Origin of the sequence: Glutamicibacter sp. NPDC087831, from assembly GCF_044742845.1 — a bacterium.
Lineage (GTDB): Bacteria > Actinomycetota > Actinomycetes > Actinomycetales > Micrococcaceae > Glutamicibacter.
In genome coordinates this window covers 1,031,590-1,048,165 of sequence record NZ_JBIUVH010000001.1, presented here as the reverse complement: position 1 = coordinate 1,048,165, position 16,576 = coordinate 1,031,590, and the positions used below count along the sequence as shown (strand labels likewise).

Sequence of the window (16,576 nt, the reverse complement as noted above, 5' to 3'; positions counted from 1 at the left end):
CAATCGCCACCATTCCAGCTTGCAGGGATGCCTTGCGGTGCCGAGGCGACGTTAAAGTGCCTAGTCAAGAAGCCTTCGATTTATTTCGAAACGGATGATTTAAATAGGGGAGTGCTCCCAAAGATGGCTACGAGCCTGTTTAGTCTTGTGAATTTTGAGCATACCTATCGCTTTATCTTGATCCGTGGCCATAATGGACACACCCACAGAGCTGGGTTGAAGCAGTTGAATCGAAGCAGGGCGGGCGAAATGCGGAGAGGGAGCGCGTGAGATGACCAGCGAATTCATTGTCCCAACGGCTGAAGACGAGATCGTCTCCAGCGATCTTTTGGACATGTCGGCAACGGTACTCAAAACCTTGTCGGATCCGGCAAGGCTCCAGATGCTCTGGGCGCTGTCCATGGACGATCTTTCCCTGTCCGATTTGGCTCAGTTGATCGGCGTTAGTCCAACGGTTGCCGGCCAATTGCTATCCAAGCTGCGAGCAGCCGGTGTATTGCAAACGAGGAAGTCCGGCCGCCATGTCATCTACTCGATGCATGATGAGCGATCGCGCGAGTTCATTCGGCAGACCCTGGACTTCGCGAGGCACCGGCTGGATTTGCAGGATCAGCGTCAACAAGCTGAGCAGTAAGCGGCCTTCGAAATCCGAGGCGTAAATGGACGAATAAGGCTACTTCCAGCGACATTGCGAATAAGCCGATAATCTACATTATGTAAAGTAATGGAAATCCACGACTCCCCACGCAGGGTCTCACTGCAGCCATTTGTGCTGGCTGCCCCGTCTATCGAAGCAGGCTCCTTTCATGCCCATCATTCGAAAGTTCGCGGACGCTTCGGCGGGATCTGTGGATCTCAGGTGGTCCTTCGGCGTATCGACCGACAGGCTTTGGCACGCAATGATTGATCGTCAGGCATTGCCACTCTGGCTGGGAACTCACGTCGCTGGAAGCCTTGGCGTGGGTTCTACTGTGCAGATCGAGCATGCGGAAAACTACATCTGCGAAAGCCGGATTGAACAGGTCGAGCCAGCATCCGCCCTCGTGATGTCCTGGAAGTTTCCGGAAGAATCTGTGTCGGAGGTTAGTTTGACTCTGCAGTCGAGCCTCTTCGGAGCTGAACTTGCGCTGAGCCACTCCAAACTCAGCGTTGGCGTCTCGAATTACTTGGCGGGATGGGAAACGCATCTCATGTATCTGGAGGCCGTCCTGCTTGGGGCTCCGCGCTCGATGGATCAATTCTGGGACGTTTATCAGGAGGTATTCGAGAACTAGGGCGCTTTCCTCTTGCCACTCCCTTCGATGTTATTCCAAACGATGATCGATCCGGCTAGAGTACACCGCGCCGGGTCAATGCCGACCTCAAATCCGCAGCGGAAGCAAAGTGATGTGTGTGGATCCCGAGATCGGTCGCCCCGACAAGTTTCCCGGCGGAATCGTCGGTAAAGAGGATCTGGTTTGCACACAGGTGCAGAGCATTGATTACGTGCAGAAATGCTCGTCGGTCTGGCTTCGGATAACCGATTTTTGCTGAATTGAATACTCGGGCGACGTGGGTGGCGATTCCTTGCCGCTTAAGTTCGATGTCAATGGTGTCGCTGCCGTTCGTGAGAATGGCGGTGGTGATACCTGCACGTTGTAGATCGTCGAGTAGCTGCAGCACATCGCGACCTACAACGGGCTCTATGCGACCCCATGCGTTGGCGGCTTCCGTGGATCCAATGCTCTTCCCAATCTCCTTGATCCATGTCAAACGAGATATTTTACCTGTAGTGAGTCCTTCCAGGCGAGCAGGGTCGAAAGCCGCCGCGTTCAAAGTGCCCGATGGCAACCCATATTCCATTTCAACGTCAGCAGTGGCGGCCTCGGGAAAGTTGCGGATCACTCCGTCCAAATCGAAAACTACTGCGTGGATCATGGGGCAATCCTGCCAGATGCAGGCGCATTGGGGCATCTGGGGCCAAGTGCATGCGGTGCCTTTCCTGCAGCGAAGGCCTGCCTAGAAATCTAGCAGGTGCTGCGTCAACCGGGAACTCCATGTCCCAGGGCAGGATGTCGGCGGTATCCCGGGAGCCAGATAGGCTAGTACTTGACCGAGTTCCCGGACTACTCCCCTATCTACCTTCAAGGACAGAAAACACCCTATGTCTCCAAGCGCCCTGTACCGTCTAGTTGCCCGCGCTGAAGCTGTCACATGGACGATGCTGATCATCGCATTGATTTTGAAGTACGTCGTCAAGGTTGGTGATTGGCCTGTATCCATTGCCGGCTTCATCCACGGCTTTGTCTTCCTGACTTATGCAACGATGGCTGTGCTCATTGGCATGAATCAGCGCTGGAGGAAGTCGCTGATCATTGGAGCTGCCGCGACCGCCGTCGTCCCATATCTGACCATTCCTTACGACAAGTGGCTGGAACGCAAGGGAAAGCTGGAAGGTACCTGGCGTACCGAAGCAACCGATCATCCAGATGATCGCAAGTGGACCGACGCGACGATGCGTTGGCTTGTTGCCCGCCCGGCGCTGACCACGGTCCTGCTATTCGTCGTTATTGCCGGTATCTTCTCGGCCATGCTTTTCATTGGCCCTCCAGGTGGCGAGCACTAATCATGGATTCTATGAGGAGCAGGCTGCTTTCGCCTGGGCATCACTGAATGCACTTGCTCCTCAATCCAATTTGCCTGGCCCGGTCACTTCCATGTGTTCTTGGCCAGGCAAATTCTGTCTAATCCGGACATAGCAGGGTAAGGCTCGAACTACTTGGTGGTGCGTTGCTTCGGTGCGTAGTGAACCATCACCAACATTCCAATTAGCTCTACCAAGGTCTGGCTAACGACCACGGCAGAAGCTAATTCCAGCTCCGCGGGCAAAGCCAGGGCCAGGGGAAGCACCACCAGAGAATTGCGTGTGACGCCGCTGAAAGTAACTGCCCGCCGCGAGGCGGTGGGCAGCTTGAAGAGTTTCCCCGCGGAGTATCCAAGGACATTCATGATGCAGATAAACAGGGCGAAAACCATAATGGCCAGCCCTAATTGACCCAGGCTTGCGCTCACCGTGAAGATCTGCGAGCCCACCACGCTAAATAGCGTTCCCATCATCAACGGAACCATTAGATAGTCGGCCCAATCCCCGATGGGCTCTGCCCAGGTAAATCGTTTGGCGAGTGCCTGGGTGAGTGCTGCTGCCAGCAGTGGGAGCACGATCAGTCCCAGCAGTGCCCCCAGGAAAGGAGCTGGCACGATCACGTCGATCGCCGAGGGTCCAGCAAATATATAGAGGTATGCCGGCACGAGCAGCATCTGCAAGATCAACAAGAGCGGTGTGGCCGCCAGCAACCGTTGGCTGTCTCCCCCGGCTAAGCCGGTAAAGACGATAACGTAGTCGATGCAGGGCGCTAGCAAGACCAGCAGCACGCCGAAGAGCAGTGCCTGGTCCCCCGCCACTATTCGCGATAGCCCGAAGGCCACGAGCGGCACCACGGCAAAGTTGACCGCGCACAGTGCACCCATGAAGCGAGTGTCCCGGAAGGCCTCCGGAAAACGGGTCAGCGGCATGCCCAGGAAAGTAGCGTAGAGCAGCAATCCAAGGAACGGGTTAACCGAGTTCTCGAGACCCTTGCTTGCGGCAGGCAAGGCCAGGCCGAGAACGCAACCGGCAGTGATCGCGGATAAATAGAGGGCGATCTGTTGCGTTTGCATCCATGCATTGCCAGGCCAGATCTTCATAGGACTAATGCTAGAACAATAGCTGCGGCCACCATGGCCGTGAGCTCATTCGGGCGAGCCTCGACGGCGACGTTCTGTGTCTGAACCGACAACGATCCAGCCAACGCCGAATTACTCACGGACACCGGGGTAAACCTATGATGAGTACATGAAGGATTCTATTCGTAAGTGGCCGCTGTGGATGGCTGTCGACGTTGTTCTCATTGTTCTATTCGCCCTGCTCGGTCGACGTGAACACGAGCATGCCTTGAGCATTGGCGGCATCCTGATGACCGCCCTGCCGTTCTTGGTTGCCTACGTCGTCGTGACCTTGCTGTCCAAGCCTTGGACCACGATCAACAAGCTCTTCCCTGTTGGCGTACTGGTCTGGGTGGTGACCGTAGCAGCGGGCCTTGCGCTTCGCGTTGGCATGGATTCCACTGCGGCACTCCCCTTCATCATTGTCGCGACATTGGTTCTGGGCGCATTCTTGATGGGGCGTCGGCTGGTTACCTCAATGGTGGCTAAGCGGCTAGGTAAATAGCAGGCCGAGCCCGTAGGAACCGGCAGCGACGAGACCGCTGGCGAAAGTCCCCAGAATAAACTGTTCGGCGGCGCGATGGTTTTTCAGTTCAGAGAACCGGCCAAGACCCTTGACCGCCAAGACGACGGCAATGCCTTCTGGCCAACCGGCCCAGAGGCTGCCAACGATGGCCGTGCGCTCCAGGAGTCCGATCCACAGCCCGCCTCGAAGCGGTGAAGGGTCGGACTCCTCCTTTTGGAGCTCGACATCATTCTTCGCAGCAAGCCGGAAAACAAGTTCCGTAAACGGACCGCCGAAACTAATGGCAAAGATGGAACTCAGGACGATCGCGTACACCGGCGAAAGCCCGTTCTGCTCCAACGAAGTTTGAGAAGCAACTGCCAGCAGGGCCGAGAGAATGGCGAACAGGGCAGAGCCCACAACTAGCCAGTCGCGGACACGAGCTCGTTTGCCCATGGCATAGCCAAGGTAGGCAGCTATGCAAGAGACAAACGCCGCCAGGCTCAGACTCCCCCAAGCGATCCAAAGCATTTACTGCTCCTTTAGCATCTTCAGCTGTCGGTTCAGCGATTTGGCAGCTTCATCCATCATTCGGTTCGCCTCAAACCATAGCGCGGCCGACAGACGAGAAGAGACAGCCTGCTGGGTGATTCCTAATTCTTGGGCAATCTGCTGCTGGGTCAGGCCTTCGTCGGCCAGAGTGCCCGCTTCCCATGCCGTGACCCGTCGCTTCGAAACTATGCAGGCAGTCAGCTGGAGCTCGGCTTCCAGACGGGTGGCTTCATGCGACGGTCCATGAACAGCTAGATGCGCATTGGTGTTCTTTGCCCGCTCAACTGCGACACGAGCATATTCAAAGGCAGGCCCCCGGCCGGCACGGGTTTCTTCGGGCAGTGGCGTTTCGACTTGCCCAAAGCCAATGCCGACACTCCAGTCCCCTGAAGCTGCCATCATCACTGCCAAGCGAATTGCTTCGTTGGCGTTATCCAGGACAGCTTGGACTTCATCGCCGGCGGTTCGCTGGAAGGGGCGGACCACTGGAACGGTAGCATTAGCTTGCTTGACTAGAGCCTCCACCTTATCTTCGGTGGAACGGGAACGCCGCTGGTCAATGGTCAACACAATCATGGAACAATTGTAAAACTTTGTATTCGAATCTACAAATTAAAATCATTGTACTATGCGAAGCGGATTGATGGGCCCATGCCTCTCATTCGCTGCTTTTCGACTAGAGTTGATTCCAGATCAGCCGCCTCCTGGCAGGCGATAAGTTAGAACCGAAAGGCACAGTGATGGTCACCGCATTCGTCATGATCCAGACTGCAACGGACAGTATCCCTGAATGCGCTAAGCAGATCTCCGCAATCTCGGGCATCAGCGAAGTCTATTCCGTAGCAGGCGACTGGGACTTGATTGCAATTGCACGAGTCAACAAGCACGAGGACCTTGCCGAAGTCATTGCCAATAAGCTTTCCAAGATTCCAGGCATCCGCGGCACCCAGACCCACATTGCATTCCGCGCATATTCGGAACATGATCTTGAAGCAGCTTTTTCCCTAGGCCTAGGCGACTAAGGACTTTTCAAGAACAAAGCCGGCCTTCGGTTCAGCGATTGTAAAATCGCGAACCAAAGACCGGCTTTGTTGGCATCTGACGGTGCTACGCGCCTACGATCGCCTGGGTCGTTGAGGACCAGGCTTCCAAGGTCGCCTTCGCCGCACCGGAATCGATGGAATGCGCTGCTTTCCCAATCGCCGCCCGCATGCGGTCTTCGAAACTGCCTTCAGCAGTATCGCTGTAAGCCACCATTCCGGCAGCCGCGTTCAGGAGGACCGCATCTCGAACGGGTCCGGGAGTCCCCGAGATGACATCTCGTACAACCCCTGCGTTATGTAGTGCATCTCCACCGCGCAGATCATTAAGCGTCGCACGGGCAAATCCCACGTCCCGGGCATCGAACGTGAACTCGGAGACCGTGCCGTTGCGCACTTCCCAGACGCGGTTAGCTGCAGTGGTGGTTAGTTCATCCAGTCCGTCATCCCCGCGGAAGACCAGCCCACGCACGCCACGGCTTGCAAGAACGCCCGCCATGATTGGTGCCATGACCATGTCGGAGCAGCCGATGGCGGATGCGCTGGGCAATGCGGGATTGGTCAAGGGGCCCATGAAGTTGAAAGCGGTTGGTATGCGCAATTGACGGCGTGCTCCGGCAACGTGGCGCATCGAGGGATGGAAGACGTTGGCGAAGCAGAACGCAATCCCAACCTTGTCGTACACCTCTACAAGGCGCTCGATTGGTACCTCCAGGCGGACGCCCAATGCTTCAAGCACGTCGGCGGAACCCGAGGACGAAGAGGATGCGCGGTTGCCGTGTTTAACTATGCTCACGCCCGCGCCAGCGCACACCAGTGTGGCCATCGTTGAGATGTTGACGGTGTTCTGGCGATCGCCACCGGTCCCAACAATGTCCAAAGTTTGTGCATCGATGGTCAAGGGGCGCGCATTAGCGACCATGGAGTCCACCAAGCCGGTCAATTCGGCCACGGTTTCACCCTTGGATCGCAGTGCAACCAGGAACCCGGCAATCTGAACGTCGCTCGCCTCGCCGGACATGATCTCATTCATTGCCCAAGCGGCCTGTTCGCGGCTGAGATCGCCACCGTTGATCAGGGTGGCCAATAGATCTGGCCACGTCGGGAACTTTTCGTTTACAAGGCTCGTTGACACATGGGAAAGCCTATCCAGACACCGGGGCGCTACCCAATTCATGTCGTTAGATGATGTGGCTCAGGTCGCTAAAAATGCCTAGTTTCTGGGGTTAAATACGAAACACTTTCGTTGCATAAATGATTGTTTCGTGAGACTCGCCGGACGAAGCTCTACGAATTGTAGAAAGAGTTTTCTCTGTACTTCCGCATGTTTCCGCGGATGTTGCCAAGATGTGGCGCAACAAACCTCTGCCAACCCGCTTTTGCATTGGTATCTGAGGGGCATTTAGAGACATAATGTCAGTGTGACAACTGCGACTCATGCCCCAAATACGACGGCGCCACATGCGCCGAACCGCCCAAACATGGTGTCGGTGGGAACGATGGTGTGGCTCTCCAGCGAGCTCATGTTCTTCGCCGCCCTCTTCGCCATGTACTTCAGCCTCCGGGCTGCCGCGCCCGAACTATGGGCGACTGAAACTGCCAAGCTCAACGTACCGTTCGCGCTGGTTAACACCATCATCCTGGTGTCCAGCTCGTTCTCGTGCCAGCTAGGCGTGTTCCGTGCCGAAGAATTCAAGCCTCGCCGTTCCGGTGGGCTTTTCAACTTCAAGGAATGGGGAATGATTGAATGGTTCATTCTTACCTTCATCCTTGGCGCGATCTTCGTTTCGGTTCAGGCCTACGAATACGCTGTCCTCGTTAGCGAGGGCGTGGCATTCGACTCGAACTCCTACGCTTCGGCCTTCTACATTACGACCGGCTTCCACGGCATTCACGTCGCTGGTGGTCTGATTGCATTCTTGCTGATCATTGGTCGTGCGATGCTGGCTAAGAAGTTTGGTCACTTCGAAGCAACCGGCTCCATCGTCGTGTCCTACTACTGGCACTTCGTTGACGTTGTTTGGATCGCCCTGTTCGCGATCATCTACTTCTTGAAGTAGCAACTTAAATTCATTAGTTGCCTCAACAAGAAGTACGGCAACACCACACCAAAGAAACTAAGTGAGGAACCAGCAAGTGAAGGCTCTTTCGAAAAAGCGCCGCCACCCGCTCGCCGCTGTGGCCCTGCTTCTGTTCGGATTGCTGATTACCGGCAGTCTTTACACTGCAGCCGGTAACATCAGCGAAGCGAAGGCAGCTGAGACCACTTCTGCATCGCAGGCCGATGTAGAAGAAGGTCAGAAGCTTTTCGTCGCCAACTGCGCTACTTGCCACGGCATGAATGCCGAAGGCTCAGACTCCGGTCCATCGCTGATCGGCGTTGGCGCGGCTTCTGTTGACTTCCAGGTCGGCACCGGCCGTATGCCGATGCAGATGCAGGGCCCGCAGGCCCAGGTCAAGCCAGTACAGTTCGACGACGAGCAGATCTCCCAGCTGGCAGCGTATGTTGCAAGCCTGGGTGCAGGCCCAGCGATCCCTGATGAGGAATACTTGGATACCACCCAGGGCGACGCCGCCCACGGTGGCACCGTCTTCCGTGTGAACTGCGCAATGTGCCACAACGCGGCTGCTGCCGGTGGCGCGTTGACCCGCGGCAAGTTCGCACCAACCCTGACCGGTGTATCCGAGAAGCACATCTACGAAGCGATGGCTACCGGCCCACAGAACATGCCAGTGTTCAACGACTCGAACATCACCCCAGAAGAGAAGCGTGACGTTATCACCTTCCTGAAGACCATTGAAGCAAATGGTTCCGCTGGCGGTGCAGCCCTGGGCTCCCTGGGTCCAGTTGCTGAAGGCCTGTTCACCTGGACCGCAGGTCTGGGTATCATCATTGCCTTCACCATTTGGTTGACCTCGCGTCCTTCCTAAGGCAAACCCGCGGCCTCGGCCGTAACCATCACTACGTACATAAATTCCTAACAGAAGGATGAGAGAGAAACATGGGCGACCATAGTCACGGCAGTCCCGAAAACTCGGGCACCGTTGCTAAGGCTGACGATGTAGCTCAGGATCGATTCCCAGATCCGGGCTTACCACCCCATCGTCCGCGTCTCGCAGACCGCGATCCGCGCGCAGCCAAGCGACATGAGCGTCAAGTAGCGCTCCTATTTACCATCTCCATCATCGGCACGCTCTTCTTCTTCGTGGCCTACTTCGTCCTGGGCCACCTGGGCGAGATGACCTTCGCTGAACTGCGTGTGCAGAACGCTGCACTGGGACTGGGCACCGCTTTCGCGATGCTCGGTATCGGTGTGGGTATTGTTCACTGGGCCAAGACCCTGATGCCGGATCACGAGCTCATGGAAATGCGCCACGAGATCCGCTCGGAAGAAGATCGCCAGGATGCCGTCGAAATCATCGATACCGTGCTCGAAGAGTCCGGCATCAAGCGTCGTCCGCTGATCCGCAATACCCTGATCGGTGCCATCGCCTTGGCGCCAATCCCAGCAATCTTCATGTTCCGCGACCTGGATCGCACCGGTAACACCGCGAACGAGATGATCGATTCCCTGCGCCACACCATGTGGGACAAGGGCATCCGTCTGACCCGCGACCCATCTGGTACCCCGATCAAGGCTTCGGATGTGCAGATCGGTTCCGCATTCCACGTGATCCCAGAAGGCCTCAACGAGACCGAGCACCCGCTGAACGAAAAGGCCAAGGCCGTCGTTCTGCTGATGCGCATGGATCCAGCAGAAATGCAGATCTCCGAGGGACGCGAAACCTGGAACGTCGACGGCATCGTCGCATACTCCAAGATTTGCACCCACGTGGGTTGCCCGATTGCTCTGTACGAGCAGCACACCCACCACTTGCTGTGCCCTTGCCACCAGTCGACCTTCGACCTGACGCAGGAATGCAAGGTCATCTTCGGCCCAGCTGGCCACGCACTGCCACAGCTGCCAATTACCGTGGACTCCGAGGGCTACCTGGTAGCTCAGAGTGACTTCCACGAACCAGTTGGCCCGTCCTACTGGGAGCGTGGTTAATCATGACGACGACTAACGAATACCAGGCATCGACCGCTACCGGTCGCATCGCCAACTTCGTGGATTCCCGCGTCGGCGCTTCGGGCATGGTCAAGGAATTCGGTCGCAAGATCTTCCCGGACCACTGGTCGTTCATGTTCGGCGAAGTGGCAATGTACACCTTCGTACTGCTGCTGCTCTCGGGCACCTTCCTGACCTTCTTCTTCGATCCGTCCATGGCTCACGTCGTCTACGACGGCTCGTACGTACCGATGAAGGGTATCGGCATGTCGACGGCTATGGCCTCGACCATGGATATCTCCTTCGACGTGCGCGGCGGCCTGTTCATGCGACAGGTACACCACTGGTCGGCATTGCTGTTCGTCGCTTCCCTGTCCGTGCACATGCTGCGCGTATTCTTCACCGGCGCATTCCGTCGCCCACGTGAACTGAACTGGGTTGTCGGCGGCGTGCTGCTGATCATGGGTCTTGCTGCCGGCTTCACCGGCTACTCCCTGCCAGATGATCTGCTGTCCGGTAACGGCCTGCGCATTATCGATGGCGTCATGAAGGCACTGCCGATCGTCGGCACCTACCTGTCGATGTTCTTCTTCGGCGGCGAGTTCCCTGGCGATACCGTGATTCCGCGACTGTACTCGTTGCACATCATGATTGTTCCTGCGGTCATCATCTTGCTGATCGTTGTGCACCTGTTCATGGTCGTGACCCACAAGCACACCCAGTACCCTGGCCCAGGCCGCACCAACGACAACGTTGTTGGCTTCCCGGTTGGTCCGGTATACGCAGCCAAGGCCGGTGGATTCTTCTTCATCGTCTTCGGCATCGTGGCATTCATTGCTGGCCTGTTCCAGATCAACCCGGTATGGAACTACGGTCCATATGACCCATCCCCTGTTTCGGCTGGTACCCAGCCGGACTGGTACATCGGTTTCGTCGATGGCGCGCTGCGCTTGATGCCAGGTTACCTGGGCAACTTCAGCTTCGAATGGATCATTCCATTCCCATGGGGCGATAACACCCTGGTGATGTCGGTACTGCTGCCAGCACTGGTTCCTGCAGGCGCACTGTTCGCCGTGATGTTCGCATGGCCGTGGATCGAACGCTGGATCACCAAGGACAACCGCGAGCACCACCTGCTCGACCGTCCACGCAACGCTCCATTCCGAACCGCAGTGGGCGCTGCCGGCGTAGTCTTCTACTGCGTCATGTGGGCTGCTGCTTCCTCGGACTTGATCGCGACCCACTTCCACGTGTCGCTGAACGATGTCACCTACTGGCTGCGTACGCTGTTCTTCCTGGGCCCAATCTTCGCCTTCTGGTTGACTCGCCGTATCTGCCTGTCGCTGCAGCGCAAGGATCGCGAGATCGTCCTGCACGGCCGCGAAGCTGGCATCATCCAGATGTCGCCTGAGGGCGGCTTCTCGGAGAAGCACGAGGAAGTCGACGTCTACAAGCGTTACCTGCTGACCAACTACGTTGATCGCCAGTACATCCCGGCTCAGCCTGACGCAGCAGGACACGTCTCCGGTTCGGAGAAGCGTCGTGCAGCAATCTCGAAGTTCTTCTTCGAAGATCGCGTCGCCCCGGTAACCCCATCGGAGCTGGAAGCTGCTCATGCAGCCCACGGCCACCATGAGGTTGAGGGTGACACGCAGGACTCGATCGCCAAGTAATAGCGACCTGAGTTAGTCACAAAAGGAGGGACACACCGCAAGGTGTGTCCCTCCTTTCGTTAACCCGGCTTTCCCAGGGGTCCCAGTGAGCCTAGCGCCGGTGAGCGCTCCGAAGACGCATGGTGGACGCCCATCGAAATTCCAGTGGCTTAGAACGCCATCTGGCACTGCCGGGTGCTCAGGGTGGAAAGTCCGTTCCTGCTCCCCTAGCCGCGTATCGAGCTGCGCTCCCCAGTGCGGAGAAGAATTGGCCATCCTGTTTGGCACTTCAGTCAGAAATGCCGTTCGGGGCTGAGTGCTACTGCCGGCCTGCAGTGCAGCCATTCTGGATTGGCTGGAATCGAATGCTGCACGCCAATGCCAGTTGCGACTGGCGCAGCTGCCCGGTGTCGTCCCGGGCCGAACCGGAGCGGAGAGCTGCTCAGTGCATTCGTCTTTCCAGCGAAGGCGCTCAAGACTGGGGACGAGCTCAGTTCCGCAATCACGTTCGCCAAGACTTCGAATGCAGCAGTTCAGACTCCCGTTTTGGCGCTCGGCATGGCCGAGCCGATATCCAGAGCGCTCTTCCAAAGGCTGCTCCCCTGCCAGAAAGAATGCCCGGCAGGCACCATGACCTCCAGTCCTGCTTCAGAATCGTTTGAATTGGATGACGGAATAACTCTGGACGCATCGACCGGATGGCAGAATCACGCTGCAAACAAGACTGTGTGATCTAGGGATATATTGGATCTTCGCTACGGCCTATCGCACCAGTGTGGCTGGTTTCCCACTGGACAGGGCGGCTGGAGTGTCCACTTTTCAACTTCCGTCGACATTCCATGTCCTGCTGCCTTGAAGCGGCTTTGAGCTTGCGCCGCGATCTTCTTCCGTGTGCGGGAGACCTGCTTGCTCCTGCTATAGCTCCATACCGGCGGACCAGGCTGCGGGAGTGCTTATTCAGTAGTTGATGCCCGGAACCATTTTGAACGGCAGATATGGCATCCTTGGGCATGGTTGACGGGTTTGCCTGGTACTTGCCCGTTGAAATCGAAGCAGCCGGCCGCCTGGCCAGGCCTAGAAAGTATCGGTGTAGCGAGGCGTGCGTGTGCCCACTCGCTGCAACGGCACGAAGAGCTTGTAGCGGTCTGAGCGGTAGAGCGAAACCGAGTAGTCGGCTAGCCGATCGCCGATGTAGGCATACCGGGTGATCTGCAGGAGCGGGAAGCCTGGTTCTACGCCCAGGAGCACGGCTTGCCGCTTGCTCGCAGCAGTGCTTTCCACCTGGTCCTCACCCCATTCGAGCAAGATGCCATAGCGCTCGTGCAATGCCTGATAGAGCTTTGACGGCGGCTCGCCATCCACAAAGCCAGGCACGAGATCGGCAGGCATATAGTTCTCGTCCAGGCTCATGGGGGTGCCATCGGCCAGCAGCAGGCGCTTGAACTGGACTACGGCAGTACCCTCCTCCACCATCAGCTGCGAAGCCAAGGTGGCGCTGGCTTTGATCTCCGCGAATTCGAGTACATGGGCATCGGGAACCATGCCGCGGCGCATCATATCTTCGGAGTAGGAATGCAGGCGGACACGAAGGTCCAATTTTTCGGGCACGACGAACGTGCCGATTCCCACCACGCGTTTGAGCACTTGTTCATCCACCAAGGCATCGATGGCTTGGCGGATGGTCTTGCGGGCCACGCCGAAGTGCTCTGCCAGCACGCGTTCGGGCGGAAGCTTGTAGCCGGGTTTGCAGGCCTCGCGCGCATGGGTCTTGAGAATCTCTCGGATTTGCCGGTACTTGCTTTGCCGGCTGGCCGGATCAAGGTGCGCCTGGACATGTGGCTGCGGTGCGTGGCGCATGCTGCTTCTCCTTGATCCAAATATCCTGACGGCCTATCGCCATCGAGGAACCCCTATTAAAAGACTAACGGGACGACAAGCAAAATTGCTTGTCGTCCCGTTAGGGTTACTGCCTAGTGAGCGTGATCGCCACGGCTGTATTCGTAAACCCAGCCGGTCACGCCAACGACGGCCAAACCGGCGCCGATGAAGAAGACCCACCAGCCCACAGCGAGGCCAAGGAAGCCAATCGCTGCAGCCGAAGCCAGGACCAGTGGCCACCAGCTCCATGGGGAGAACATTCCGATATCGCCGGCGTTCTCGTGGATTTCGCCATCCACGCGGTCCTCGGGCCTGTTGCCAACGCGCTTAGCGGTGAATAGCAAGTAGCCACCTACCATCGCGGACAACGCGACCAGCATCAGCAATGCCAGGAATCCGACCCATTCGCTCCAGTTGGTCATGTAACCGTAGACAATCGCTACTGGGGTGAAGAAGAAGACGCCACCCAGGAAAATCCAGGATTCAACTTTCATCGTTACACGTCCTTCTGGTCAGCCGAGCCGAAGATCTTCGCAACCGGAGTTTCGGGGGTTACCCGTCCACTCAGTTCCGGGTGGTGCAGATCCAGTGCCGGACGCTCGGAACGGATGCGAGGGATCGAGTGGAAGTTGTGGCGTGGTGGAGGGCAAGAAGTTGCCCATTCCAGCGATGCGCCGAAGCCCCATGGATCATCTACTTCGACCTTCTTGGCGTTTCGGTGGGTTACCCACACGTTCCAGAAGAATGGAATCATCGACGCACCCAGAATGAATGCGAAGACGGTCGAAACCTGGTTCATGGTGGTGAAGCCATCTTCAGGCATGTAGTCGGCGTAGCGACGTGGCATGCCCATAACGCCCAGCCAGTGCTGGATCAGGAAGGTGCCGTGGAAGCCGATGAACAGCAACCAGAAGTGGATCTTGCCAAGACGCTCGTTGAGCATCTTGCCGGTCCACTTCGGCCACCAGAAGTAGAAGCCAGCGAACATCGCGAACACAACGGTACCGAAGACTACGTAGTGGAAGTGAGCCACAACGAAGTAAGTATCCGATACGTGGAAGTCCAGCGACGGAGCCGACAGGATAATACCGGTCAGACCGCCGAACAGGAAGGTGATCATGAAGCCCATGCTCCAGAGCATTGGGGTTTCGAAGGTGATCGAGCCGCGCCACAGGGTTCCGATCCAGTTGAAGAACTTCACACCGGTTGGAACTGCGATCAGCATGGTCATGAAGCCGAAGAACGGCAGCATTACCGAGCCAGTGACGTACATGTGGTGTGCCCACACGGAAACCGACAGTGCAGCAATCGAGATGGTCGCGAAGACCAGGCCCTTGTAGCCGAAGATCGGCTTGCGGGAGAACACTGGGAAGATCTCGGAGACGATGCCGAAGAACGGCAAAGCAATGATGTAGACCTCAGGGTGCCCGAAGAACCAGAACAGGTGCTGCCATAGTACGGCACCGCCATTCTCTGGGTCGAAGATGTGGGCACCGAAGCGGCGGTCTGCACCCAGTGCGAACAGCGCAGCTGCCAGTGGCGGGAAAGCCATCAGGACCAGCAACGAGGTGATCAAGGTGTTCCACGAGAAGATCGACATGCGCCACATGGTCATGCCAGGTGCACGCAGGCAGATGATCGTGGTGATGAAGTTGACGGCGCCAAGGATGGTACCGAAGCCCGACAGTGCAAGGCCGAAGACCCAGAGGTCTCCGCCGATTCCTGGCGAGAAGGTGGTGTTCGACAGCGGAGCGTAAGCGAACCAACCGAAGCTAGCTGCACCCTGGGGGGTGAGGTAGCCGGCCAGAGCGATCAGCGAGCCCAGCGAGAAGAACCAGAAAGCCAATGCATTCAGACGTGGGAAAGCCACATCCGGGGAACCGATCTGCAGGGGCATCATGACGTTGGCGAAACCTGCGAACAGCGGGGTTGCGAACATCAAGAGCATGACAGTGCCGTGCATGGTGAACAGCTGGTTGTACTGTTCCTTGGTCTGCAGGATCTGCATGCCTGGTTCGAACAGCTCTGCACGAATCAGCAGCGCCATAACGCCACCGACACAGAACAGGATGAACGAGCTGATCAGGTACATGTACCCGATCTTCTTGTGGTCGGTCGAAGTAATGTAGTCGACGAACAGACGACCCTTGGACTTCGGCACTACGGCTGGAGCAATCGACTTCACGTCGTCAGTTGCATATTCAAACGTTGTCATGATTACTCTCCTTCCCCGTGCTCTACTACGACGCCGTTAACAACATCTGGCTTACGGTCGTACTCTTCACCAATGTGTCCATCTTCCATCTTTGCCAGCTGAGCCTTGAACTCGGACTCATTGACAACCTCGACGTTGAAGAGCATCTCGGAGTGGTACTCGCCGCAAAGCTCGGCGCACTTTCCGTCGTAGCTGCCTTCAACCTGTGGAGTCAGGTAGATGTAGTTGGTCTTGCCTGGGATCATGTCCAGCTTCTGCAAGAAGGCTGGTACCCAGAAGGAGTGGATGACATCGCGGCTATTCAGCTCAAGGGTTACCGACTTGCCCGCTGGCAGGTACAAGGTTGGCAGTTCTTCGCGAACGCCTTCCGAGCCATCGGTGTTCAGGTGAGCCTGTTCGCCGGCGTAATACTTCTCGGTGCCCTGGTAGCTGTAGTTGAAGTCCCACGACCATTGCTTGGCTCGGACGTCGACTACGACCTCAGAATCAACAGGGGCGTTGATCTGCTTTTCCAGGGTGTTGTTGAAGCTAAAGAAGACTAGAACAAGGACCAAAGGAATGGCCGTGTAGAAGATCTCCAATGGCAGGTTGTAGCTCAGCTGACGCGGGTAACCCGTATCGTTCTTGCGGCGGCGGTAGGCGATGACGCACCAGAGCATCAATCCCCAGGTCAATACGCCGACGACAATAACAGCGATCCACGAGTTAACCCAGAAATCCTGGATTGCCCCGGTGTGGTTGGTGGTGTCGCGCTCCACGTTTGGGAGCCAACCGCGTTTTGCCTCCGCTGTACATCCCGTCAACAGCAATGCGCCAGTGCCGACTAAAGCCAGTACTTTGGCTTTAGCGGACCCGCGACTGCCGGTTCGGTCTTGCGAACTCACAGACGGCCCTTCCTCTTTGTTGGTGCAGAATGTGGTCTTCATAAGTCACCTCGTGGT

At 57.1% G+C, this 16,576-nt stretch carries 18 protein-coding genes; 9 read left to right on the top strand and 9 right to left on the bottom strand.

Annotation, left to right across the window (positions count from 1 at the left end; translation table 11 throughout):
- Positions 1 to 271: 271 nt before the first annotated feature.
- Positions 272 to 634, top strand: a complete 363-nt coding sequence (locus tag ACIOJF_RS05145) for a helix-turn-helix transcriptional regulator (RefSeq protein WP_105659237.1) — start codon at positions 272 to 274, stop codon at positions 632 to 634.
- Positions 635 to 806: 172 nt separating this feature from the next.
- On the top strand, positions 807 to 1,274 hold the full coding sequence (locus ACIOJF_RS05140; RefSeq protein WP_105661270.1) for an SRPBCC domain-containing protein: 468 nt from the start codon (positions 807 to 809) through the stop codon (positions 1,272 to 1,274).
- 55 nt (positions 1,275 to 1,329) lie between these two features.
- Here ACIOJF_RS05140 and ACIOJF_RS05135 read toward each other — a convergent pair whose 3' ends face one another.
- Positions 1,330 to 1,917, bottom strand: a complete 588-nt coding sequence (locus ACIOJF_RS05135; RefSeq protein WP_402741309.1) for an HAD family hydrolase — start codon at positions 1,915 to 1,917, stop codon at positions 1,330 to 1,332.
- A 226-nt stretch (positions 1,918 to 2,143) separates the two neighbouring features.
- Between ACIOJF_RS05135 and ACIOJF_RS05130 the strand changes: the two genes are divergently transcribed.
- Positions 2,144 to 2,605: a DUF3817 domain-containing protein gene (locus ACIOJF_RS05130; protein WP_105661272.1), complete on the top strand. Its 462-nt coding sequence runs from the start codon at positions 2,144 to 2,146 to the stop codon at positions 2,603 to 2,605.
- Between the two features lie 149 nt (positions 2,606 to 2,754).
- On the opposite strand, the gene ACIOJF_RS05125 is transcribed toward ACIOJF_RS05130, so the two are convergent.
- The gene (locus ACIOJF_RS05125) at positions 2,755 to 3,723 is read right to left on the bottom strand and encodes an arsenic resistance protein (RefSeq protein WP_402741308.1); all 969 of its coding nucleotides are present in this window, start codon (positions 3,721 to 3,723) and stop codon (positions 2,755 to 2,757) included.
- Between the two features lie 148 nt (positions 3,724 to 3,871).
- Between ACIOJF_RS05125 and ACIOJF_RS05120 the strand changes: the two genes are divergently transcribed.
- Positions 3,872 to 4,246 carry a DUF3054 domain-containing protein gene (locus ACIOJF_RS05120; RefSeq protein ID WP_105658356.1) on the top strand — a complete coding sequence of 125 codons (375 nt, stop codon included), beginning with the start codon at positions 3,872 to 3,874 and terminating at the stop codon, positions 4,244 to 4,246.
- On the opposite strand, the gene ACIOJF_RS05115 is transcribed toward ACIOJF_RS05120, so the two are convergent.
- Together ACIOJF_RS05115 and ACIOJF_RS05110 are read right to left on the bottom strand one after the other, a co-directional pair.
- On the bottom strand, positions 4,235 to 4,777 hold the full coding sequence (locus tag ACIOJF_RS05115) for a hypothetical protein (RefSeq protein WP_208294227.1): 543 nt from the start codon (positions 4,775 to 4,777) through the stop codon (positions 4,235 to 4,237). The two genes, ACIOJF_RS05120 and ACIOJF_RS05115, sit on opposite strands and share 12 nt — an antisense overlap.
- Complete coding sequence (locus ACIOJF_RS05110) at positions 4,778 to 5,374, bottom strand: sigma factor-like helix-turn-helix DNA-binding protein (protein WP_105658355.1); 597 nt, start codon at positions 5,372 to 5,374, stop codon at positions 4,778 to 4,780.
- 164 nt (positions 5,375 to 5,538) lie between these two features.
- Here ACIOJF_RS05110 and ACIOJF_RS05105 point away from each other — a divergent pair, with 164 nt between their 5' ends.
- Positions 5,539 to 5,820 carry an Lrp/AsnC family transcriptional regulator gene (locus tag ACIOJF_RS05105; protein ID WP_105658354.1) on the top strand — a complete coding sequence of 94 codons (282 nt, stop codon included), beginning with the start codon at positions 5,539 to 5,541 and terminating at the stop codon, positions 5,818 to 5,820.
- An 85-nt stretch (positions 5,821 to 5,905) separates the two neighbouring features.
- On the opposite strand, the gene trpD is transcribed toward ACIOJF_RS05105, so the two are convergent.
- A complete protein-coding gene (gene trpD, locus ACIOJF_RS05100) occupies positions 5,906 to 6,973 on the bottom strand; it encodes an anthranilate phosphoribosyltransferase (protein WP_332486218.1) in 1,068 nt (355 codons plus the stop codon).
- Positions 6,974 to 7,259: 286 nt separating this feature from the next.
- On the opposite strand from trpD, the gene ACIOJF_RS05095 reads away from it, so the two are divergent.
- The 4 genes from ACIOJF_RS05095 to ACIOJF_RS05080 all read left to right on the top strand — a co-directional run bounded on the left by ACIOJF_RS05095 (position 7,260) and on the right by ACIOJF_RS05080 (position 11,563).
- Positions 7,260 to 7,898: a heme-copper oxidase subunit III gene (locus ACIOJF_RS05095; protein ID WP_105658353.1), complete on the top strand. Its 639-nt coding sequence runs from the start codon at positions 7,260 to 7,262 to the stop codon at positions 7,896 to 7,898.
- A gap of 76 nt (positions 7,899 to 7,974) precedes the next feature.
- Positions 7,975 to 8,769 carry a cytochrome c gene (locus ACIOJF_RS05090; protein WP_105658352.1) on the top strand — a complete coding sequence of 265 codons (795 nt, stop codon included), beginning with the start codon at positions 7,975 to 7,977 and terminating at the stop codon, positions 8,767 to 8,769.
- A 71-nt stretch (positions 8,770 to 8,840) separates the two neighbouring features.
- Positions 8,841 to 9,890: a ubiquinol-cytochrome c reductase iron-sulfur subunit gene (locus ACIOJF_RS05085; RefSeq protein WP_105658351.1), complete on the top strand. Its 1,050-nt coding sequence runs from the start codon at positions 8,841 to 8,843 to the stop codon at positions 9,888 to 9,890.
- Between the two features lie 2 nt (positions 9,891 to 9,892).
- Complete coding sequence (locus ACIOJF_RS05080) at positions 9,893 to 11,563, top strand: ubiquinol-cytochrome c reductase cytochrome b subunit (protein WP_105658350.1); 1,671 nt, start codon at positions 9,893 to 9,895, stop codon at positions 11,561 to 11,563.
- Between the two features lie 1,053 nt (positions 11,564 to 12,616).
- Here ACIOJF_RS05080 and ACIOJF_RS05075 read toward each other — a convergent pair.
- The 4 genes from ACIOJF_RS05075 to coxB form a co-directional block, all read right to left on the bottom strand.
- Positions 12,617 to 13,399: a GntR family transcriptional regulator gene (locus ACIOJF_RS05075; protein WP_105658348.1), complete on the bottom strand. Its 783-nt coding sequence runs from the start codon at positions 13,397 to 13,399 to the stop codon at positions 12,617 to 12,619.
- Between the two features lie 113 nt (positions 13,400 to 13,512).
- Complete coding sequence (locus tag ACIOJF_RS05070; protein WP_105658347.1) at positions 13,513 to 13,914, bottom strand: cytochrome c oxidase subunit 4; 402 nt, start codon at positions 13,912 to 13,914, stop codon at positions 13,513 to 13,515.
- Positions 13,915 to 13,916: 2 nt separating this feature from the next.
- Positions 13,917 to 15,635: a cytochrome c oxidase subunit I gene (gene ctaD, locus ACIOJF_RS05065; protein ID WP_105658346.1), complete on the bottom strand. Its 1,719-nt coding sequence runs from the start codon at positions 15,633 to 15,635 to the stop codon at positions 13,917 to 13,919.
- Between the two features lie 2 nt (positions 15,636 to 15,637).
- Positions 15,638 to 16,561: a cytochrome c oxidase subunit II gene (gene coxB, locus ACIOJF_RS05060; protein WP_286134304.1), complete on the bottom strand. Its 924-nt coding sequence runs from the start codon at positions 16,559 to 16,561 to the stop codon at positions 15,638 to 15,640.
- Positions 16,562 to 16,576 lie beyond the last annotated feature (15 nt).